Annotated in this window: 19 protein-coding genes; 11 read left to right on the forward strand and 8 right to left on the reverse strand. The window is 39.3% G+C overall.

Annotated features, from left to right (window positions below; genetic code table 11):
• Window positions 1–159: 159 nt before the first annotated feature.
• Entirely contained in the window at window positions 160–1,050 is an 891-nt protein-coding gene (locus FNN09_RS19760; protein WP_143304220.1) for a hypothetical protein, read from the reverse strand.
• 177 nt (window positions 1,051–1,227) lie between these two features.
• Between FNN09_RS19760 and FNN09_RS19765 the strand changes: the two genes are divergently transcribed.
• The 3 genes from FNN09_RS19765 to FNN09_RS19775 all read left to right on the forward strand — a co-directional run bounded on the left by FNN09_RS19765 (window position 1,228) and on the right by FNN09_RS19775 (window position 4,234).
• On the forward strand, window positions 1,228–3,051 hold the full coding sequence (locus FNN09_RS19765) for an Ig-like domain-containing protein (protein WP_143304221.1): 1,824 nt from the start codon (window positions 1,228–1,230) through the stop codon (window positions 3,049–3,051).
• A complete protein-coding gene (locus FNN09_RS19770) occupies window positions 3,051–3,362 on the forward strand; it encodes an MTH1187 family thiamine-binding protein (RefSeq protein ID WP_143304222.1) in 312 nt (103 codons plus the stop codon). The genes FNN09_RS19765 and FNN09_RS19770 overlap by 1 nt, the downstream gene beginning before the upstream one ends.
• 62 nt (window positions 3,363–3,424) lie before the next feature.
• Entirely contained in the window at window positions 3,425–4,234 is an 810-nt protein-coding gene (locus tag FNN09_RS19775) for a DUF3108 domain-containing protein (RefSeq protein WP_143304223.1), read from the forward strand.
• Here the strand turns inward: FNN09_RS19775 and FNN09_RS19780 are convergent.
• The 4 genes from FNN09_RS19780 to rnr all read right to left on the reverse strand — a co-directional run bounded on the left by FNN09_RS19780 (window position 4,224) and on the right by rnr (window position 8,902).
• A complete protein-coding gene (locus FNN09_RS19780; RefSeq protein WP_143304224.1) occupies window positions 4,224–5,033 on the reverse strand; it encodes an HAD family hydrolase in 810 nt (269 codons plus the stop codon). The two genes, FNN09_RS19775 and FNN09_RS19780, sit on opposite strands and share 11 nt — an antisense overlap.
• Window positions 5,034–5,035: 2 nt before the next feature.
• The gene (gene metA / locus FNN09_RS19785; RefSeq protein WP_143304225.1) at window positions 5,036–5,953 is read right to left on the reverse strand and encodes a homoserine O-succinyltransferase; all 918 of its coding nucleotides are present in this window, start codon (window positions 5,951–5,953) and stop codon (window positions 5,036–5,038) included.
• Between the two features lie 39 nt (window positions 5,954–5,992).
• Entirely contained in the window at window positions 5,993–6,604 is a 612-nt protein-coding gene (locus tag FNN09_RS19790; protein ID WP_255434202.1) for a TetR/AcrR family transcriptional regulator, read from the reverse strand.
• Window positions 6,605–6,733: 129 nt separating this feature from the next.
• Window positions 6,734–8,902: a ribonuclease R gene (rnr, locus tag FNN09_RS19795; protein ID WP_143304226.1), complete on the reverse strand. Its 2,169-nt coding sequence runs from the start codon at window positions 8,900–8,902 to the stop codon at window positions 6,734–6,736.
• A gap of 219 nt (window positions 8,903–9,121) precedes the next feature.
• On the opposite strand from rnr, the gene FNN09_RS19800 reads away from it, so the two are divergent.
• From FNN09_RS19800 to FNN09_RS19820, 5 genes are all read left to right on the forward strand, one after another.
• A complete protein-coding gene (locus tag FNN09_RS19800; protein WP_143304227.1) occupies window positions 9,122–9,937 on the forward strand; it encodes a toxin-antitoxin system YwqK family antitoxin in 816 nt (271 codons plus the stop codon).
• 272 nt (window positions 9,938–10,209) lie between these two features.
• Entirely contained in the window at window positions 10,210–11,685 is a 1,476-nt protein-coding gene (cysS, locus tag FNN09_RS19805) for a cysteine--tRNA ligase (protein WP_143304228.1), read from the forward strand.
• A 4-nt stretch (window positions 11,686–11,689) separates the two neighbouring features.
• Window positions 11,690–12,703: a M28 family peptidase gene (locus FNN09_RS19810; protein WP_143304229.1), complete on the forward strand. Its 1,014-nt coding sequence runs from the start codon at window positions 11,690–11,692 to the stop codon at window positions 12,701–12,703.
• Between the two features lie 91 nt (window positions 12,704–12,794).
• Window positions 12,795–13,178, forward strand: coding sequence for a GxxExxY protein (locus FNN09_RS19815; RefSeq protein ID WP_143304230.1), 384 nt, complete (start codon window positions 12,795–12,797; stop codon window positions 13,176–13,178).
• A gap of 299 nt (window positions 13,179–13,477) precedes the next feature.
• The gene (locus FNN09_RS19820) at window positions 13,478–14,080 is read left to right on the forward strand and encodes a ribonuclease HII (protein WP_143304231.1); all 603 of its coding nucleotides are present in this window, start codon (window positions 13,478–13,480) and stop codon (window positions 14,078–14,080) included.
• A gap of 50 nt (window positions 14,081–14,130) precedes the next feature.
• Here FNN09_RS19820 and FNN09_RS19825 read toward each other — a convergent pair whose 3' ends face one another.
• Window positions 14,131–14,538, reverse strand: coding sequence for an HU family DNA-binding protein (locus FNN09_RS19825; RefSeq protein ID WP_143304232.1), 408 nt, complete (start codon window positions 14,536–14,538; stop codon window positions 14,131–14,133).
• A gap of 248 nt (window positions 14,539–14,786) precedes the next feature.
• The gene (locus FNN09_RS19830; protein ID WP_143304233.1) at window positions 14,787–15,341 is read right to left on the reverse strand and encodes an outer membrane beta-barrel protein; all 555 of its coding nucleotides are present in this window, start codon (window positions 15,339–15,341) and stop codon (window positions 14,787–14,789) included.
• A gap of 616 nt (window positions 15,342–15,957) precedes the next feature.
• Here FNN09_RS19830 and FNN09_RS19835 point away from each other — a divergent pair.
• The 3 genes from FNN09_RS19835 to FNN09_RS19845 all read left to right on the forward strand — a co-directional run bounded on the left by FNN09_RS19835 (window position 15,958) and on the right by FNN09_RS19845 (window position 21,063).
• A complete protein-coding gene (locus FNN09_RS19835; RefSeq protein ID WP_143304234.1) occupies window positions 15,958–18,108 on the forward strand; it encodes a S46 family peptidase in 2,151 nt (716 codons plus the stop codon).
• A 148-nt stretch (window positions 18,109–18,256) separates the two neighbouring features.
• Window positions 18,257–20,401 carry a S46 family peptidase gene (locus tag FNN09_RS19840; RefSeq protein WP_143304235.1) on the forward strand — a complete coding sequence of 715 codons (2,145 nt, stop codon included), beginning with the start codon at window positions 18,257–18,259 and terminating at the stop codon, window positions 20,399–20,401.
• A 35-nt stretch (window positions 20,402–20,436) separates the two neighbouring features.
• Window positions 20,437–21,063 carry a viroplasmin family protein gene (locus FNN09_RS19845; protein WP_143304236.1) on the forward strand — a complete coding sequence of 209 codons (627 nt, stop codon included), beginning with the start codon at window positions 20,437–20,439 and terminating at the stop codon, window positions 21,061–21,063.
• Window positions 21,064–21,065: 2 nt separating this feature from the next.
• Here the strand turns inward: FNN09_RS19845 and FNN09_RS19850 are convergent, their stop codons facing one another.
• Window positions 21,066–23,000 carry a tetratricopeptide repeat protein gene (locus FNN09_RS19850; RefSeq protein WP_143304237.1) on the reverse strand — a complete coding sequence of 645 codons (1,935 nt, stop codon included), beginning with the start codon at window positions 22,998–23,000 and terminating at the stop codon, window positions 21,066–21,068.
• Window positions 23,001–23,277 lie beyond the last annotated feature (277 nt).

The raw sequence follows: 23,277 nt of genomic DNA on the forward strand, positions 1-23,277 counted from the left end.
ATAATAGCCTCCATATCTAGCTTTAAAACAAAATACCAGCTCAACTACAGCCTCTCAGCGGTATAGCATATTAACAAACGCGATTCAATTTTAAAACATAAAAAAAGAGGATGCCGTAATTTTGGACACCCTCTTTTTGTTATACATTATACGATAGGACTATTTCAATGTAAGCTGACTAGTACCAATATTAAAACCATCTACAAAAACATCTACGGTATAATTACCGCTTAATAATTCTCCATCCGCCACATTATAAAAAACACAAACATCGACATCTTCACCACCGTATTCAAATTCACGGGAAGCAGAAAAGTTAATCTCTTGCTCTTCATAAGTAAATAAGTCATCTTTCGAAGCCATTAACAGCACTTCATCGGGCCGTTGTATTCGTACAAAAATATTTTTAACGCCCACGAGAGCCGTCACATTTTTAGTGATAGTGCAACACAAACGCATTTTCTTAACACTTTTAGCCTTTTTAGTTGCCTTTCCTTTGGAGTTCAGTCCGGTTAGCTCCACATCTCGTGTTTCAAGTTGTGAGGCAATCTCAACTTTTTTATCGAGGTTCTTTTTCACCTCTTCCAACTCTTTATACGATTGCGATATTTTATCGTGCTCCTGTCGGTATTTAATATTTTCTTGCGTTAACTCTTCATTTCGCCTGTTAAGGGAATCAATCTGCACAACAAAGTTACGCATCACACCACGTAAGGTGGATAATTCTTTTTTATACTCGCGTATTTTTCGAGCATTGGTAGCCTTAATTGTTTTTAAGTCTTCAATCAGATGAGTAATCTTCTCCCTCTCTTGCTCCAGCATTAAATTCAAGGTATCGTTATTGCTATGAAGCGAGTCATAATCAAATGCTAACTCTTGAAATTCCTCTGTTAAAAGTACTTTCTCCTCATTCATCTCAGCCACTACAGCCCTATACTCCTGCTTATTAGAAACGAACATAAATACCAAAATAGCAATTACGACTACTGCTACTCCTGCAATTATGTAGGCAAGTTTATGAGAAGAGGGTTTGTCTGTCTTTTTCTCCATAATAATACATTCTTGATTTGAGTGTAGTACAAAGTTATTATTTTTTGTTTGGCACGCAATGAGCATGATTATGCTTAAGCCAAAAGCCTTATAAGCTAAAACCATGCCTGATATTAATATTTTATCGATTTAATGCATAATCTTTATAAATTTGTGAAGAATTAAAAAGCAAGCACATTGAAGAATAAGATATTTCAACTAGCCGTAATCATTGCTCTTTCTCAGTTATTTTGGTATTGTGCGAACGTAGGCATGCCTACTGGTGGCGCTAAAGACGAAACACCTCCTGTTGTAGTTAAGTCAACACCTGAAGCCAATGCCTTAAATTACCAGAAGAAGACAATCTACATCGAATTTGATGAATTAATTCAATTAAAAGATTACCGAAGTAAGTTTATTGTATCGCCACCAGTAAATGAACAGCCATTGGTGGAAGCGCGAGGTAATAAACTTCTTGTTGAATTTGAAGAAGACCTACAGCCCAATACTACCTATACCTTGGACTTTGCTGACGCCATTGTTGACAATAACGAAGGTAATGTGCTAGAAAACTATTCCTTTTCATTCTCCACAGGTGAATACATCGATTCACTTCAAGTATCAGGTAATTTATACGATGCCGATGACCTTTCTCCATCGCAAGGCGTATTAATCTTTTTACACAACAACCTAAACGACACGGCGATTCAGAAGCTTGTGCCTATTCGCATGGCAAAAACCAATGCAGAAGGTCGTTTCAACGTGCGCAATGTGAGCCCTGGAAAATACCGGGTATACGCCCTTGATGATGCCAATCGTAATTTCAAGTTTGACCAGCCCGGCGAAGCAATGGCCTGGTCAGATATTATTGTTGAGCCATCTTTTGAGAATCGCACATTTGCCGATACAATTCGTATTGACTCCTTGGAGACTGATTCAATTCATTACTACGAAAAACTGGTGTATACGCCAGACAGTCTTCAGCTTTTTAAATTTCAGCACGATTACAAAGAGCAGTATTTATTAAGTGAGGAGCGTAAAGAACGTGCTAAACTAACTTACTACTTTAACCGTCCGCTTGAAGAAGATGCCAAAATAGCACTTACCGGCCACGAGGAATTAAGCAATGTATTTAGAATGGATCGTTCGGTAAATAATGACACCGTTACTTTTTGGCTGAACGACAGTACCCATTACAATCAGGACTCTCTGGCTGTGTCGTTAAGCTACATCATGCGCGATTCGCTTAAAAACGCCTACACTAAAACAGACACCATTGCTATGTACTTTTTCGAGGTAAAAGAGAAGAAGAAGAAAAAGCGCAAGAAAGATGATGAACCAATTCCTATACCAACTATTCATCTTAAGAAAGTGAAAAATAAATTGGATGTATTTGGTCAGTTTCACTTTGCTCTACCAGCTCCTGCTGTCAAATTTGATGAGAGTGCCATTAAACTATACAAGCATAAAGATACCATACCACAAGAAGAAGATTTTGAATTCATCCATAACGAACAAGCCATTCTGAACTATACGATTAAAAACGAGTGGGAACCAGGAGTTAGGTATGAAATGATTATTGATTCGGCTGCTATTTATGACATCTACGGCCTGAACAATGACTCCATCAACTCTCAATTCACCGTTAAGTCATTGGACAGCTATGGTCTTATGCGCATTCAAATACTAAACCATCAAAGCAACTGGTTAGTACAGATATTAAATCGTAAAGATGCCATTGTACAACAAGCCTACATCAAAAGAAAATCGGGTAAGATAGGCTTTAGATACCTCAATCCTGGCGATTACATGTTACGCATTATTGTGGATGAAAACATGAATGGCCAATGGGATAGCGGTGATTATTACGAACGCATACAGCCTGAAAAAATAATTTACTTCCCTCGAAAATTAACTATCCGTAAAAACTGGGAAGATGATTACAATACCTGGGATCCAACCCAGTTCAATACCGATCAATTTTCGAAGCAATTTCGCAAACCAAAGAAAAAAGAGGAATAATGTCTGTATTACTTAATTTTGCCATGTTTCCAACCGACAAAGGAGACAGCGTAAGCCAATATGTGAGCCAAATAATCAAGCACATTAAAGAAAGCGGCTACCCTTATAAGTTAAACCCTATGGGTACCACCGTAGAAACCGAAACGATGGAACAAGCTCTGAAAGTTGTGCAGGATAGTTACGACATTCTGGATCCTATATCTAATAGGGTATATTGCTCTATTAACATTGATGCTCAAAAAAACAAAAGCGAACGCATTTCCAGCAAAATAGCTTCTGTTGAAGCAAAAATTGGAGAAGTCAGTAAATAAGGCCACACCTCCAATAAACAAAGGCATTGTTTTTGATAACAAACTGCCTCTAATTTGACTTTATGCAGAAATTATGCTCGGCTCTTCTGGTGCTTTTTATGGGCTTACAAGCAAGCGCACAGTGCAATGATATCAACACCGCCTTTAGAGCGGGAGAGGTGGTGAAGTATCACGCCTATTATAACTGGGGCTTTATCTGGCTCAATGCCGGCGAGGTATCTTTTAGCGTTGACAAAGCGAATAGTAATAATCAAGCAGCCTACCAGCTTAAAGCTCATGGGGCTACCTATTCGTCATACGACATTCTATTTAAGGTAAGAGATACCTTTGAAACAACGGTTGACACCTTACACCTGGAGCCCTTTGAGTTCAGGCGAATTACCAACGAGGGCAGTTACCATGCCAATTACCATTATCAATTTGATCGGGAGCAACGACAAATTCACGCTTCCATTCAAAAAGAAAAAGAAGCAAAAAGGGATACTATACTTCCATGGAAAGCATGCTCATTCGACCTTCTTACAATGGTTTACAAGGCACGTAACATTGATTACTCGCAATACAAAGTGGATGAAAAAATACCAATCAGTATGGTAGTTGATGGGGAGATTCACGACATTTACATTCGCTACCTAGGCAAAGAAACCATTAAAAACAGGGATGGTCGCAAGTTTAATTGCCTTAAATTTTCGCCGCTACTTGTAGAGGGCACCATCTTTAAAAGTGGCGAAGACATGACTGTTTGGGTAAGCGATGACGCCAACCGAATACCCATTATAGTGGAAGCAAAAATATTGATTGGATCGGTAAAAGCAGTATTTGTTGATGCTTTGAATACGCGTTACCCAATAGCGGCTGAAATTACAAAGTAAAACGCTCAAGCCAATCGGCTAAAGGCGAATGGCTAACCGACACCAGGTTCGTGAACTTCTCTTTTAACTCCATTGGCGCATTATCCACAACAAATGACTTATTAAAAAACGTCAGCATATCCAGGTCGTTAAAATCATTACCAACAACCGTTACATTTTCATTTGAGATACCCTCCATCTTACAAACCTCCAATATGCCATTTGCTTTTGACACCTGCTGATGAAAGCACTCCATCCAAATACTAACACCATCGATGGGCGAAGTGGCACGCACTACTTTTACCCCTTGTATCTGCTCCTTTATAGCATTAAACACCTGCATATTGGGCACAAAAGCCAAAGTTTGCGTATAATCCATCTCAGGCACACCGCCGTTTATTTCCTCAGCATGTGGATGATTAAACTCCAGATAACGCTCAAAATCGGGATGGGCATCACCACCTTCCGGATGAAAAAACAAATGATTTTCAGGTATCGGATAATGCAATGTATATTCAACGTGAAAGCGCTTAAAGACATCAACAACTTGCTTGGTATTTTGCCAGCCAAGATGCTTCGTTAGCAACAATTCCTTACGTTTCCAACAATAAACCCCAGCTCCTGAAGAAAACACCAGGTAATCAATGGGAAAATCATCACTCAACACCCTTAAGGCAGATTCTAAAGTACGACCAGTGGCAGCCACTCGCACCACTCCATCATTGCCCAATTGCTTAAGCACCTCTATATCCGGCTGATTAAAAGGTGTGTCTTTGGCCAGTATGGTACCATCTAAGTCTGTTGCCAACAAGTAGGCCATATCTATGTGATTTTATCTAATTCAAAAGGTGTTGCCTGATAAACGTAATAATTTAACCAATTTGAATACAACAAACTGGCATGACTTCGCCACAATACCATCGGGTCATTTTCTGGATTGTCATCAGGAAAATAATTCGCCGGCACCTCAATATCTAAACCTTTTGCCACATCTCTGTCGTACTCCTCCTTTAATGTTGAGGCGTCGTACTCAGAGTGCCCTGTTACAAACACTTGGCGACGATCCTTGGACATAACCATGTACACGCCAGCCTTTTCTGATTTAGACAAGAGTACCAAGTCGGGATGAGCAAGTATCTCCTCTTCTCTTACCTCGGTGTAACGAGAGTGTGGCGCATGATACAAATCGTTAAACCCCCGCATCAAAGGCTCTTCTCTTTTTTCCACCGTATGCTTAAAAATGCCAAACATTTTCTTGTCCAATGGATACTTCTTAATACCGAAATGATGATAGAGACCAGCCTGTGCACCCCAACAAATATGAAAGGTACTGGTTACATTCATCTTGCTCCAATCCATTATTTCGCTTAGCTCCGACCAATAATTAACATCGTTAAACTCCAACAGTTCAACTGGAGCTCCCGTTATAATCATGCCGTCATATTTATTGGCCTGCACCTCTTCAAACACTTTATAAAAAGCAAAAAGATGTTCGCGAGGGGTATTTTTCGATACGTGGCTCGAGGTCATCAAAAAGTCAACTTCAACTTGTAGAGGACTATTCGACAAAGCCCTTAACAAATGTGTTTCTGTTGAAATTTTCAAAGGCATCAAATTTAGAATCAGAATCTTTAGAGGTCTGATATCCTGCTGCATGGCCTTGGCTTCGCCGATAACGAATACGTTTTCGTTTTCCAGCACATGACGAGCTGGTAAAGCATCGGGTATTTTAATTGGCATATGGTGCTTGTGTTGTGTGGTGGTTAATGTTTGTGCTGCTTACCTTTTTATAATTCCGAAAAATAAGATGTTTAAAATATTCTCAATCTGCACCTTAAAATCTTCAAAATTATTCAAAGACTGAAAAAGAGGACCTTCTAAACCTTTCAGGGCTATCGCTATAGCAACAGCAGCCATGTTAACATTCTTAACCTGAAAACTATCATCTGCTTGTCCTTCTTCCAGCATTCGGGTTAACAAAAGGGCTTCTTCCGCCTCTCCCTTACCTCGTAATTTATCAAAGAAGTCATATACACCCTGGGCATCATCCTTAAGCACTTTCATGTAGTTCTCAAGCATGTGAATGGTTTTCATGCGCGTTACCACATACTCTCTAAACTTATCTTTTGGTATTAGGTCTGAATCGACAACTTTATTAAGTTCGGTAAACAGAATATCCTTCTCCAACTCAATTACAGCCTGAAAAATCTCTTCCTTATTCTTAAAGTAATAATAAAGAGAACTTTTGCCCTTGCGTAAAGCATGGGCAATATCCTCCATGGTGGTTTTCTTATAACCAAATTTTGCAAATAGCTCTCTTGCTACTTCTATAATTGCTACACGCATTCCATCACTTGTGGTTTCTGATGGATAAGCTACTCCTATAGTCATTCTAATCCTTTTATAAATAATTCGATTGTAAAAATAGGAATACTTTTGTGGATACAAAAGCAACCAAAATCATGTTCGAAAAATCAAATCCACTAAAGCCTGAATATCTACACTTTACCCACTGTCGAATTATTTAGTCGAAACATTCTCATCTTTAGATAAGGCAAAATCAAGCTGTTTCTTATCCAAATTAGCACTGGCTATTACAATCTTCAATTCATCGCCCAACTGATACTTACGATTATACTTTCGCCCTACAATACAGTAGTTCTCTTCATCAAAATGATAGTAATCGTCATCGAGGTCACGAATTGGAATCATTCCTTCGCATTTATTCTCAACAATCTCAACATACAAGCCCCATTCCGTAACACCCGAAATAACACCATCAAACTCTTCCCCCAGGTGCTCTTTCATAAATTCGACCTGCTTGTATTTGATGGACGATCGCTCGGCATCGGCAGCACGCTGCTCCATATCTGAACTGTGCTCACACATTTCTTCGTATTGATCTTCATTGGCCGACTTACCACCATCTAAATATTCCTGTAGTAATCGGTGCACCATCATATCGGGGTAACGACGAATAGGAGATGTAAAGTGCGAATAATGTTTAAAGGCCAAACCATAATGCCCTATGTTATGAGTCGAATAAATGGCCTTAGCCATGGTTCTGATCGCCAGTGTTTCAATCATATTCTGCTCTCCTTTGCCCTGCACTTCTTCCAACAATCTGTTTAACGAAGCACTCACTGTTTCGGCACCTTTAGGTAAGGCTTCATAACCAAAACGACGCACAAAAGATGCAAAATTCTCAAACTTATCAGGGTTTGGCACATCGTGAATACGATACACAAAGGTCTTTGCTTTGCCTTTTCGTCCTTTCTCCAGTTCTTTATTACCGATTAGCTGAGCCACTTTTTTGTTGGCCAGCAACATAAACTCTTCAATTAGTTTATTCGCATCTTTCGATTCTTTAAAGAAAACACTTAAAGGCTTGCCATTATCATCGATATTAAACTTCACCTCAACACGCTCAAAACCAACAGACCCATCTCTAAATCGCTGTTGACGTAATCCTTTAGCCAAACGATCCAAGGTTAATATTTCATTTTTCAAATCTCCATCGCCTGTTTCAATTACCTGCTGCGCCTCTTCATAGGTAAAGCGTCGGTCGGAATAAATAATGGTGCGACCAAACCAACTGTTCAACACATCAGCATTGTCGTCCAGCTCAAACACAGCCGAAAAACAGAGCTTTTCCTCATTCGGACGTAAGGAGCAAATGAAATTACTCAAACGCTCGGGCAACATCGGCACCACCCTATCAACTAAGTACACCGATGTAGCACGCTCGTAGGCCTCCCTTTCCAACAAAGTATTAGGCTGCACATAATGGGTAACATCGGCAATGTGCACACCCACTTCCCAATTGCCATTATCTAGCTTCTGAATAGATAAAGCATCATCAAAATCCTTGGCATCGGCAGGGTCAATGGTAAAGGTGGTAACACCTCTAAAATCACGACGCTTCTTAATCTCATCGGCCGAAATAGCCACATCAATGGTCTCGGCCTCCTCAATAACCTCTTGTGGATAACGATATGGCAAATTGAACTCTGCTAAAATAGCGTGCATCTCGGCCTGATTATCTCCCGCATCACCTAAGACATCAACAATTTCACCAATTGGGTTTTTTGCACGCTTGGGCCACTCTACAATTCTGGCAATAGCCTTTTGACCATCTTTAACACCGTTAAACCCCTTTAGAGGAATAAAAATATCGTGCGACATCACACGGTCATCAACTACCAGAAAACCCACTCCGCGCGACACCTGCATCACTCCAACAAAAAGCTCTCGTTTCCTTTTTAATATTTCAACAATCTCACCCTCTGGCTGACGACCACGACGGCGAGCATGCATAAATACTTTCACATGATCACCATTTAAAGCATGGTTCATATGGTTGCGAGAGATAAAGATATCTCCTCCCTCATTTTCTTCATCAGGCACCACGTAGGCAGAACCAGAGGCTGTCATATCAATCGTTCCTGTTAAGGTAGAGCCTCTGCTGAGTAACTTAAATTTACCAGCAGATACCTCTGACAAGTAACCTGATTCTGATAGATCCTTTAATATAAGCTGCACCTTTTGCCTACCCGTTTTCTTCTTAACTTCTAAGGCGGTAGAAACTTGCTTGTAGTTATAGGTGCGTTTCGGATTATTAAAAAATAATCCTTGTATCAATTGTTTGAGTTCACTCTTGCGTGAATTCTTTTTATTCTTCATTCCCATAATATGTATTTTTTAAGGTTAAGGGTTATCTTCTCCCTGCATCGGGCTTGCCCAATCAGTCGGGAAGTAGGTAATGCCAAATGGCATCGAACCCAAAGGTATGAAATAATTTGGTGCAAAAATCTCTGCCATTTATGATAACCTTTTTCTCTTCTTTCCTGTATAAACAGTTCTGAGGTCATAAAAAACCATAGCTACTAAACACCCAATAGTATTAAAATGAGATACTTTATAATTATAACATACCTACTTATAGGCACCACTTGCTGGACTCAAACCTATGAATTATTCAAAGGAGATACCATCAACTACACCGATGTCCAAAATAAAAAGCAGGGATTATGGATAAAGTTCGATAACAATGGAGAAGAAATTCTTGAACAGGGTGTTTACAATTCAAACAAAAAGCATGGTTGGTGGATTAGTTATTACCCCAATGGTTCGGTAAAACACAAAATCACTTTTAAAAATGGTAAGGCAATAGGACCGGCACATTTTTATTACGAAAATGGACTAATATCAGAAGAGGGTGTTTGGCACATTGATCATTGGCAAGGCAACTACAAGTTTTATAATAAGTCTGGTAGTTTAAGCTACGACTGGAACTATAACGAAACAGGCAAACGAACAGGCACACAAAAGTATTATCATGACAATGGCACTTTAAAATACACTGGTGTTTGGGATAATGGTCAGGCAACAGGCACCCTGCAGATGTTTAACGATGAGGGTAAACTCATAACAGAGCGTATTTATAACAATGGCGAATTTGCCGAGAACAAAGCCATTACACAAGATATTACCACCAACGAGGTAGCTCCCAAACAAGTTGTTGCACATAAAAAGAGCAGCACTACCTTTAAGGGAACTGGCAATCATACCGTTTACAACTTGCACGGAACAATTGAAAAGCAAGGCTTTTTTGTTAATGGTCAAATATTTACAGGCAAACATTGCTTCTACGATGACCAACAACAACTATCAAAAATAGTGCACTACCAAAATGGTAATGTGGTAAAAACCGAAGAACGCTAAACAACAACCAAAGCACTTTTCTTCCATTACAGCTTTATAGCTTAATGCCACGCAACACTTATTTTGTAAATATTAACAGTATTAATCTGTTTTGAAGGTATTATAGAGCAGTAGAATTTTGTATTTTAGCGGCTTATTTTAAACGCCATCAATAATAGCTTTCAAAGTGCATGAAACCAGCATGTGAAATATGATTATCCAAATTCTCATACAGGAGGATGATAAAATTCACTTGCGAGTTAAGGATGGCAACAAAAGCAAAATACGAATAGATGAAAAATAACTTATTCATATACAACACCCTAACACGCAAGAAGGAAGAATTCAAACCTCTTAACCCAAAGCATGTTGGCTTATACGTATGCGGACCAACCGTGTATGGCGATCCACATTTAGGTCATACCCGCCCGGCCATCACCTTTGATATTTTGTTTCGCTATTTAAAGCACAGCGATTATAAAGTGCGCTATGTGCGTAACATTACCGATGTGGGTCATTTAGAAAGCGATGGAGACACGGGAGAAGATAAGATTGCAAAGAAAGCGCGCTTGGAAGAGTTGGAGCCAATGGAAGTAGTGCAGTACTACACCGATCGCTACCACAGCTATATGGATCAGTTGAATGTTCAAAAACCTAGCATTGAACCGCGTGCATCGGGTCATATTATTGAGCAATTACAAATTGTTGAAGATATACTGGCAAAAGGACTGGCTTACGAAAGCAATGGCTCTGTCTATTTCGATGTGGAGGCATACAATAAAGATCATCATTACGGCGAACTATCGGGCCGTAACATTGAAGACTTGCTAAGCACTACGCGTGAGTTAGACGGACAAAGTGAGAAACGCAATAGTTTTGACTTTGCTTTGTGGAAAAAAGCAGCACCTGAACACATCATGCGTTGGCCATCACGCTTTAGTGAAGGCTTCCCAGGATGGCATCTGGAATGCTCGGCCATGAGTGCGCGTTACCTGGGTACTGAATTTGACATACATGGTGGCGGTATGGATTTGTTATTTCCACACCACGAATGTGAAATAGCACAAAGCACTGTGTGCAACGGGCACACGCCAGCGCACTACTGGATGCACAACAACATGATTACCATCGACGGACAGAAGATGGGTAAGTCATTGGGCAACTTCATTACTCTGGAGCAAATGTTTTCAGGAGAGCATGAAAAGCTAGAACAAGCTTACAGTCCTATGACAGTGCGTTTCTTTATTATGCAAGCACACTACCGCAGCACGCTCGACTTTTCAAACGAAGCATTACAGGCCTCACAAAAAGGTTTGGATCGTTTGTTGGAAGCCTTTGGCAAGCTTGATCAACTGACAGCATCCGATGCATCAACATTTAGCGTTCAAGAACTTAAAGACAAATGTTACGCTGCATTGGATGATGATATTAACACACCAATATTAATTGCTCACCTGTTTGATGCAGTAAAAAACATCAATAGCATGTTGGCAGAGAAGGCCACTTTGACTAGTAGTGATTTATCTGAATTAAAGGCCTTAATGCAGAACATGGTAGTTGACATACTTGGTTTATCAGCGGCTGAGAGCAATTCATCGGAGGGTAATGATGAATTATTATCTGAAACCATTAACTTGTTGCTGAATTTACGCATCGATGCCAAAGCCAATAAAGATTGGGGTACAGCCGATAAAATTCGAAATGAGTTGCAGGCATTGGGCGTGGAAATAAAAGATACAAAAGACGGCTTCGACTGGAGCATTAAATAATACTATGCAGAGATTATTAAAATATACAACAGCAGGTTTGGCCATTATGGCTAACCTGCTTTTTTTTAGTTGTAACTCAAAGCAATCAACTAAAACAACAAACACAAAAACGTCGAATACTAAAAAAGCTATTGCTACGCCCGTTTTTAATGGCGATTCGGCCTACCAGTATGTAGCCAATCAGGTAAACTTTGGCCCACGCGTGCCCAACACCGATGAGCATGCTGCCTGTGCCACCTATCTGGCGGATGAATTAAAGCGTTTTGGTGCTGATGTGATTGTGCAGGAAGCCGATGTAGTAGCTTTTGATAACACCGTGTTAAAAGCCAAGAACATTATTGGACAATTCAATCCTGAACAAAATAATCGCTTATTGTTATTTGCCCATTGGGATACACGCCCCTTTGCTGATTATGATAAAGACCCAGCAATAAGAAACAAGCCAATAGATGGTGCTAATGATGGAGGAAGTGGCGTTGGTGTATTATTAGAAATAGCCCGTCAAATTGGTAAATCAGGGCACCCTCTTGGAATTGACATCATCTTCTTCGATGCCGAAGACTATGGCCAACCAGCGCATATAAACCTACCACAAAAAGATCACACCTGGTGCTTAGGTTCGCAATATTGGGGACAAAATCCGCATAGAGATAATTACACTGCCCGCTATGGTATTTTATTGGATATGGTAGGTGCGCCCAATGCCTTGTTTTATCAAGAGCGCTACTCTATCCAATTTGCTCCCGATCTGGTAAAAAAGGTTTGGAATAAGGCTTATGACTTAGGATATGGCAATCATTTTCCTTTTGAGTTAGGCGGCATGATAACCGATGACCATGTATATGTAAATGGACTAAGAAATATCCCTTGTATTGATATTATTCAGTATGACCCAAGTTCAGAACAAAGCTTTGGCAGTTACTGGCACACGCACGACGACACCATGGAGTTCATCGATAAAAACACATTAAAAGCAGTAGGGCAAACTGTATTGGAGGTTATTTATAGTGAAAACTAGACTAACCACAGAGTAAAAGAAGAACGCTAAGACTACACCATGTAAATCCTCTGTACACTTTGCGAACTCTGCGGTAAAAAACTATTTTTTTATGCCAAACCCTAACGACATCACCAGAGAAATTATAGAATGTGCAATAAAAGTTCATACTGCCCTTGGCCCAGGCATGCTGGAATCTGCTTATCAGGAGTGCCTATACTATGAACTTAAAAAACAAGGCTATAAAGTTGAGAAGGAAAAGGAGTTACCTCTAATTTATGATGAAGTTAAAATGCCTTGCGGCTATCGTGTTGATTTACTTGTAGACAATACCATAATTGTTGAGCTAAAAGCAGTAAGCGAATTGAATAATTTACATACCGCTCAACTTCTTTCCTACTTAAAAATGGCAGATAAGAAAATTGGATTGCTACTAAATTTCAATGTCACTTTTCTAAAAGATGGTATCAAAAGAATTGTAAACAATTATTATTAGCCTCAAAGCAAAAGAAGAACACTGAGAACACACCATGCAAATCCTCTGTGTACCTTGCGATCTCTGCGGTAAAACAGCATGTAAAAATGTTAACCGCAGAGTTAAAAGAGAACACAGAGAAGTTTAAACTCACCCTTTACAATCTATACTTACACAACAAACACCTTATTTTCAACCCGCTTAACATACATGGAACACAGAACTAATGCATTACACAGAAAATACATCATGTAAATCCTCAGCGCTCTTTGCGCACTCTGCGGTAAAAAAATACGCCACATCATTAAAATCAAAAAGCTATGCCACATCTACTTCCATACCTAAACAAACAACTCATTGAAGCGGGCTGCGATGAAGCAGGACGAGGCTGTTTGGCTGGCCCTGTAGTGGCAGCAGCAGTAATACTACCCAAAAACTTTAAGCACGAGTTACTCAACGACTCCAAACAATTGACCGAAAAACAACGGCAAAAACTTCGCCCTATTATTGAGCAAGAAGCTATTGCCTGGGCGGTTGGCTTTGTTGATCACGAGGAGATTGATAAAATCAACATATTAAAAGCATCACACATTGCCATGCACCGCAGCGTTGAACAGCTCACAACAAAACCAAACCACCTACTGATTGATGGTAATCGCTTCACGCCATACAAAGGCATAGATCACACTTGTATTATTAAAGGTGACGGTAAATTTTTATCCATTGCCGCGGCCAGTGTACTGGCTAAAACTCATCGGGATGATTACATGGAAGCCATGCATGAGCAATACCCACATTATGCCTGGGATCGTAACAAGGGCTATCCTACCAAAGCACACAGGGCAGGCATTAAAGAGCACGGCATAACACCCATCCATCGTAAAACATTCAGGCTATTAGATGAGCAAATGACTTTGTTTTAAAAGATAGTCCGAAGTGCGAAGCTTTAAAATATTTACAAGAAACAGCTACACTACTTACTACAGCCCGCTGAGTCCTTTACCTTTTTAAAAGTAGCCTCTTTCAGCTGTTCTTTCACATCCTTGCCAGCCCTAAACTGCACATTTACCTTTTTAATAGAGCGCCAGTTAACATCTTCGGCTTTAGCTTCTGATTGGCTCGATAGACTCAAACTAAAAGTACCTAAGTCACCCAACTGTACCGACTGATTTTCCAACAAACACTCGGGAATAATATCGGTTAACTCTTTTAAGGTGGCATAAATATCACCCTTCGATAAAGTGCAGCGACGCGACATCCGCTCAGCCAACTTATCCAAGCCAATCTTCCCCCTGTCGCAGGCATGGGCATAATAACAGTCTTTATTGGCTGCGCTTAAACGATTGCCACCTTGTTTAATTACCTTATATTTTACAGTCATTTATCAATTGTTTTACAATGAAACATACCGAAGTTATTCTATTTAAGCATAGACTTAAAAATAGTTAAGCATATACTTAAATATAGCTTAAGCATAGGCTTAAAACAAATCACAATGTGAAGATTAACCAATAAGTCGCTTACAAATAAACACATCACTGCCTTTTGATGGCCACAATCATTTACTAAGTACAATTAACGGCATAAAAAAACCGGCACGAGGCCGGCTTATTACTAGTTTATTTTCTTTTACTTTCCACCAAATAAAATACCTACACTAAAAGCCATTTGCTCAAAAGCAGTATCATACTTAATCTCACCATAAAATTTACCAAAATTAATTCCTGCACCTAAATCAACACCAATTTTATTATCGCTCTCTTCAGCAGTTGCAGCTCCCATAGGGATAAACGAAGATATATCTTCACCAAACAGATCATCCAAAAGGTCACCAGCATCAAACTCCACTTTAGCATGGCTATAGTTCAAACCTCCAATACCATAAATTGAAATTGATTCATTAGAATAGAAATGATATTGAGCGTCTGCATTTAATTGCCATGCACTCATATCCATTCCATCAGGACTACCTGGGAAAAAATAAGTAAAGCCAGGAGCAATTTTAAACTTCTCACTTATATCAAAAGTCGCACGAACATTAAGTCCAACGCCAGCTACTTCCTCGTAGCTATCATTCAGTCCCATTTTCGTTCCTAAGGTTAGTCCACCACCAAACTTAACTTGAGCCATTGATGCGCTTGCTACCATTGCCATTACAGCAACTAATAATAATACTTTTTTCATGATGTGTTAGTTAATTTATTTTAAATCGGCGGCAAACATAAGCATGCTAGTAGCATTACACAAACCACTCTAGTGTATGAAAATCAACTATTCGTCACCGCAATCAAATCATTCACATAAACAACTCACCTTTTCATCCTTTTATTCGCGAAATAATTTTTTGTTAACTTTTTTGATGCTAAACTCTAGCCGTGATTGATTTTGTTTAACTATAAACAAATGACCTACCTTAACTAAATATTAAACTCATTTTTACACCTTTATCTCAGCAACAGCACAGATGTCGAACAGGGAAATTGCTTTTAAAACTAATACACCACCCCACCTGTTGGCACCCCTCCTAAAATTCAGAGACGGTTTCTCATCCCTCTCCTTCTTGGCAAGGATGAGTACCACGAAGTGGGGAGGTGGTTAAAATGCTTAAAAGCGAATTTCTTGAGATACCAAAAATCAACAAGGTATTTCAGCAAAAATTATATCTTTGCCTCCAAAATTAGATTATAAATTAATAGACTTTGTTTGTTGAAGACGCTTTGATTGTTGATAACTGTCCCATTTTCAATCATTAATAACAATTAAAATCTGTAAGCAACTTCAAATCTTTAAAGTGAATTGTATGAGAAGAATAGCAGCATTTTTGCTAGTAGCATGCATGGGTTTCACGCAGTTAGCGAAGGCCGATGAGGGTATGTGGTTACTACCACTTATTAACAAATTGAATATTGAGAAGATGCAAGAGATGGGCTTCCAGCTTTCAGCTGAAGAAGTATACAGCATCAACAATAGCAGCCTAAAAGATGCCATTGTAATTTTTGGCCGTGGTTGTACAGGTGAGATGATTTCTGACCAAGGTTTAATTTTAACAAACCACCATTGCGGATATGGAAATATCCAGGAATTAAGTTCTGTTGACCACAACTACCTGAAAGATGGTTTTTGGGCCAAAACCAAAGAGGAGGAATTACCTGCTCCGGGCTTATCAGTTACTTTTTTAAAGTACATGACTGATGTAACTGAAAAAGTAACAGCTGAGCTGAATGATGAAATGACAGAAGAAGAGCGCGCTGTTAAAATCAAAGAAGTATCGGCCAAATTGGTTGAAGAAGCAAAAGAAGGTAACGAATACCAGATTAGCGTTAAAGATTATTTCGAAGGCAACCAATTTTTCTTAATTGCCTATGAAAAATTTAACGATGTACGTTTTGTAGGTGCTCCTCCTTCGTCAATTGGTAAATTTGGTTTCGATACCGATAACTGGATGTGGCCTCGTCACACTGGTGACTTCAGCATGTTCCGTGTTTACGCGGGTCCAGATGGCAAGCCAGCTGAATATTCAAAAGACAACAAACCATACAAACCAGCACATCACCTACCTGTATCGTTAAAAGGTGTACAGATGGATGACTACGCAATGACTGTAGGTTTCCCAGGTAGCACTGAGCGTTATTTAACATCGTGGGGTATTGAAGAGCGTATGGAAATTATCAACCATGCCCGCATCAAGCCACGTGGCGTTAAGCAAGATATTTGGTTAAAAGATATGCGTGCCGATGAAAAAGTAAACATTCAGTACGCTTCAAAATTTGCGGGTAGCGCCAACTACTGGAAAAACAGTATTGGTATGAACCGTGGTTTGGAGAAACTTAATGTAATTGGTCAGAAAGAAGAACTAGAGGCTGAGTTTACCACTTGGGTGAATGCTGATGCTGCTAGAAAAGCCAAATATGGTAATGTATTAGCTGAGTTGGAGAAATCGTACGCTAACCGTGCTTCTTTTGTTAAAGCTACTTCTTTCATCGCCGAGTGTCAATTACGCGGAGCTGAAGCTTTTTACTTCGCCTATCGTGCTAGTGGTCTTGAAAAAGCACTTGAAGAAGGAGATCAGGAGAAAATAGACAAAGCTGTTGAAGGACTTAAAAAAGCTGGTAAAGGTTTCTTTAAGGATTACAACCCGGAAACAGACCGTAAGGTGATTGGTGCATTATTAAAAATGTTTAACGACGACATTGATGCTAAATACCACCCATCTTTTTATGCAACTATCAATAAAAAATTCAAAGGTGACTTCCAGAAGTTTGCTGACAACATGTATAACAAATCTGTTTTCATGAACGAAGCACGCTTTAACGCGTTCCTTGAGAAGCCGTCATTAAAAGTACTTCAGAAAGATTATGCTTTTATTGGTGGTGTTTCATCAATTGAAAAATACCGCGAGATTAAAGGTATGGAAGCTGAAAGTGCCATTGCTATTGATAAGAATAACCGCTTATTTATTGCTGGATTATTTGAAATGCAGCCTGATAAAGTATTCTACCCAGATGCTAACTTCACTATGCGTTTATCATATGGTAAAGTAGGTGATTACGAACCAAAAGATGGTGTTAAGTACAAGCACTTCACTACTATCGAAGGTATCATGGAAAAAGAAGATCCTGATAACTTTGAGTTTGAAGTTCCTGCTAAACTTAAAGAGCTATGGAAAAACAAAGACTATGGTCAGTATGCTGATGCAGCTGGTTACATGCCTGTTTGTTTTACATCAAACAACGACATTACAGGTGGTAACAGTGGTAGCCCGGTAATTAATGCTGAAGGTCATTTATTCGGATTAGCTTTTGATGGTAACTGGGAAGCTATGAGTGGTGACATTGCCTTTGAAACTGAATTACAGAAATGTATTAATGTAGATATCCGTTACGTACTTTTCATTATTGACAAGTATGCGGGTGCTACTAACCTTATTGATGAGATGACATTAGTGAAATAAGTCACTTCATTCATCAAAATGCAAAGAGCTGCCGGAAATTTTCGGCAGCTCTTTTTTTGTTAAATTTATTTAAATATCAAGTATATCATAGTATTAGCTCGTTTAATAATGTAGTTTCGTCACTCCTGATAAAAAGCTAACTAGATTAATGCGTTTACTACTAATCACCATAATTGGGTTGTGGATCTCTATTGCCGTTAAGGCCGATGAAGGTATGTGGCTCCCCTACCTGTTTAATCAGCAACAGATTGAACAGATGCAACAAAAAGGTCTGCAAATCCCCTTTGAATCAATCTATAATCATTCTGCTCCATCATTAAAAGATGCGGTAGTATCCTTGGATGATGGCTCTTGTACAGGTGAATTTATTAGTGAACAAGGACTTCTGCTCACCAATCATCATTGTGGTTACAGCGACATACAACAGCTTAGTGCCGTAGAGCACAATTACCTTGAGCATGGCTTTTGGGCCGCTTCAAAAGACGAGGAACTACCAAGCAAAGGCAAAACAGCAACATTACTTCTGGAGGCACACGACGTTACCAGTCAGCTTATGCCATTTGTTGAGAAACTAAAAGGTTTGGAACGACAGGTAGCCATTGATAGTCTTATTACAATTATCGAGACGGATGCATCTAAAGACTCACCTCACGATGCGCGTGTTAAATCTTTTTTCAATAACAATGTCTACATCTTATTTATAACTCAAACATATTCAGATGTTCGATTAGTGGGCACTCCACCTTCATCCATTGGTAAGTTTGGTGGCGACACCGACAATTGGATGTGGCCAAGACATACAGGCGACTTTTGCTTTTTCAGAGTTTACTCTGCACCCGATGGCTCACCGGCTGAATATTCACCTGACAACATTCCGTTCACCCCTAAGAAACACTTCACCATTAACACCCAAGGCATTAATAATGGTGATTTTACCATGACATTGGGTTATCCAGGCCAAACACAGCGCTACCTTACTTCTTTTGGTGTAAACGAAATCAACACCATCATTAACCCCATCGTTTCTGAAGTTCGAGGCATTAAACAAGCCATTTGGGAAGAGGCCATGCACAACTCGGAAGAGATTAGCATTATGTATGCAGCCAAGCATTCCGAATCCAGCAATTACTGGAAGTATGCCATTGGTCAGAACAAAGCACTCGACAAGCTGAATATCATCAGTGATCATCAACAAAGGGAAGAAAACTTCATTAGCTGGTTACAGCAAGATTCTGCAAGAATAAAAACATATGACAAAGCATTACCTGTTGTGGAAGCATCATACATGCTAGGTAGTAAATTAACATTGGCTGAAACCATTACTCAGGAAACCATGCTCGAAGGAGCCGACATTATCAAGCTTGCACTTGATATCAGCTCTTTGTTTATGGATTTACAAAACAAGGATAAAAATGATTACGAGCAAGAGTTGGTTTTAACTCGTGAAGCCATCAAGGCACTATACAAAGATTACGATGCGCAGTTGGATCAAGAGGTTTTTACAGCCATGCTACAGTATTATTTACAAAATACACCTGAAAGCCTGCGTCCACCAAACGAAGCACTATTAGGTAAAAAGCATCAAGATAAACCAGCACAATTTAGTAAAGCGTTATTTGAGAATTCTGCACTAACAAACAAAGAACAGGCTATTTCACTCTTGGAAAGCACCAATGAGAGTGAGTTATTTGAGGACCCTGCTATTGCTTTTTCATACCAAATACTTTCACACCTTTATCAGATACTCGATATCCATGATAAATTAAACCGTCAGCTAGGTGATGCGCAGCGTATACTAACGCAAGGGTACCTGGAGAAAGACAAAGTAAAAACACATTATCCGGATGCCAACAGCACGATGCGATTATCCTTTGGTAGCGTGGATGATTACGAACCTAAGGACGGGGTACGCTACACGCATCAAACAACCCTTAGTGGCATAATGGAAAAAGAAGACAATGAGTCTAAAGACTTTCGTATACCCAACAAACTAAAAGACTTATACGAAACCAAGGACTTTGGCAACTATGCACTTTCCAGTGGAAAAATGCCCGTATGCTTTATCACTAATAACGATATAACAGGCGGCAATAGTGGCAGTCCGGTTATCAATGCCAATGGTGAGTTGGTTGGTGTAGCATTTGATGGTAATTGGGAAGCCATGACTAGTGATCTGGCCTATGAGCCTCAACTACAAAAATGTATTTGTGTTGATATCCGTTATGTGCTTTTTATTGTTGATAAAATGGCTAACGCACAACACCTAATTGATGAGATACAACTTGCTGATTAAGCAGGACCCCTTATCTTTGTTACAAAATACGATGCATGGCTAAAAACAAATATTACGTTGTTTGGGTGGGCGCTAAACCCGGAATTTATTCAAGCTGGCCAGAGTGTCAAGCACAGATTAAAGGTTTTCCGGCGGCAAAATACAAAGGTTTTGCCACCCTTGTCGAGGCCCAAAAAGCCATGGACAATGGGTTTAAAAGCTATATTTCATCAGCCACAAAAGGCAGTACCAACAAAGGCACCATCAATTCAAAACAAAATATTATAAGTAATAGCATAGCTGTTGATGCTGCTTGCAGTGGTAACCCCGGCGTAATGGAGTACCAGGGTGTTTATACCAAAGATAGCCGCCAGTTGTTTCATCAAAAATTCCCCTTAGGAACCAATAATATCGGTGAGTTCATAGCGCTTGTACATGGCATCTCCTACTTACAAAAAAACAAGCTTAACATTCCCATCTACTCCGATTCGAAGATTGCGATTGGTTGGGTGCAGAAGAAGAAATGCAAAACCAAACTGCCCGATTCTCCCAAGACGAAGGCTTTGTTTGATATGATAGAACGTGCTGAAAACTGGTTGAAAAACAATACCGTTCAAGTAAAAATACTTAAATGGGACACTAAAAACTGGGGCGAGATTCCAGCTGACTTTGGTCGTAAATAGGCTTAGTTGAGTGTTTCAAATGGCACATTAAATACAACTCGCGTTCCCTGCTTACCATATTTCGACATATCCTCAATCTTTAGAGTAACTGGTATATTCTGCTCTTTTGAGTTCAGTAATTTTAGCCGGTCCCGGGTTAACTGTACAGCCATTGACTTGTGCGTACTACCATCTTCTTTCCGTTGTTCAAGCGAGTTGTGTATGCCGATACCATTATCCTCAATTGAAAACTCCAAACACTCTTCTCGCTTAGCCAAGTGCACATGAATATAGCTATCTGGCTTGGTTAGTTGTCCGTGCTCAATGGCATTTTCGATAAAAGGCTGTGTTAGCATAGGCGGTACCAACACGCTATTCAATTCTATATTCTCATCAAACTCAATGGAATAGTTTATGCTGTTATCAAAACGTCGGTTCTGAATACTCATGTATTTATCCAGTATCTCTTTCTCGGCCTCCAAAGTAATCTGCTCCTCCTTGGCATACTCCAATATAAGGCGCATTAAACCAGAAAAATCAGCCACAAAATCAACCGCATCCTCCTTATTGTTTTCAAGGATAATACACTGTAATGCTGACAATGTATTAAATATAAAGTGCGGATTCATTTGCGTACGCAACACTTTTTGCTCCATTATTAACTGACGTTGTTTATCTTTTATTTTCAGCACATAAACCCAAATCATCGCAATAATAGTCATCAACAAAAACAATGCTGACAAGCCCCACATATACAACCGGTTTCTCTCTTCTTTGGCCTGTAGCACAACGAGTTCTTTCTGACTTTTTTCCGCATTGTACTTTTTCTCCAAATCAAGCAGTTTCTCATATTGCTGGGAATCATAAATTGAATCTTCTAACGCAACACGACTCTCCAGAATATTGTTGGCCTGTTCAAACTCACCTAAGTTTTTATAGGCTTTGTATAACTCCCCAAGGTTACCCAACTGCACTTCTCTCAAACCAATTGATTGATTGTATAGATTGGCTTTATCGTATGCCATAAGTGCCTTATCCATATCTTCATTGGCAAGATACATTTCACCCATCATACTATAGGTATGCACAAGACCTACTTTATCATCCAGATCATGAAATATTTTGAGGGATTTAGTAAAGTATTCAAAGGATCTTGCCATCTGCTTATCCTGAAAAAACAAACGCCCCAGGTTAGCCGCCACAGAAGCCATCTTACCCTCTTCACCCAAAGCGTTAAAAGCACTATAAGCCTGTTTATAATAGTCGAATGCTAAGTTGCTCTTACCCATACGCACTGCAATAACTGCCAAATTATTATTGACATCAGCTATTGCTGATTGATTACCCAACTCTTCGTAAAGACGTAAAGCATTATTATAATACTCATGAACTAATTCATAACGCTCCCACTTGCCATAAATAATTCCTAAATTTTGGTATGACTGCGCAATCCCTTCTTTGTTATCAGCACGCAATTCTAATTTAAGGGAGTGGTCGTAAGCTACCAGCGCACTATCAAAGTCAGCTTTTAAATAATGGAGTAAACCAATATTATTATAGATCGAAGCTAACTTTGTTGAATCTTTAACCGCCAGAAAAGATTTCAAGGCAATCCGGTAAGAAGCCATTGATTGCGCCAGATCCTGCTTGTAATAATAATACTCGGCAAAAAATGAATTCGAATATGCTTGCTTTTCCATTTCCGTCAAAGGGCAAGTATCAATACATTCTAAAGCAAGTTGAAAAATACTATCGGGGTTACTACTCACTACTATATTGAAATGTGCCATCTGTTCTAACCAGTCATCGCGTTCATCAGCTTTGACATTAATGTTATTCAAAATGGTAAAACCAATAATTAATAGTAGAAACTTGAAGCGGGAATAGCTCATATCTATTTGTAAAATATAACCAAAAATAGCATATTTTTTTGATTGCTCTATTCTACCGAATGACATGGTAATCGCATTTAAAAGTTGAATCCCTTTAGGATTCTATAATTAAGAATTTTAATTTGACCCAGATTTTATCTGGGGTTATTCTTATTCAACCACGCTGTGGTTGGTGTTGATAAATCCTGAAAAGGATTTAATATTAATGAGGGTGTCCAAAATTACGGCATCCTCTTTTTTTATGTTTTAAAATTGAATCGCGTTTGTTAATATGCTATACCGCTGAGAGGCTGTAGTTGAGCTGGTATTTTGTTTTAAAGCTAGATATGGAGGCTATTATTCG

The organism is Carboxylicivirga sp. M1479 (assembly GCF_007097485.1).
In the GTDB taxonomy this organism is placed as follows: domain Bacteria; phylum Bacteroidota; class Bacteroidia; order Bacteroidales; family Marinilabiliaceae; genus Carboxylicivirga.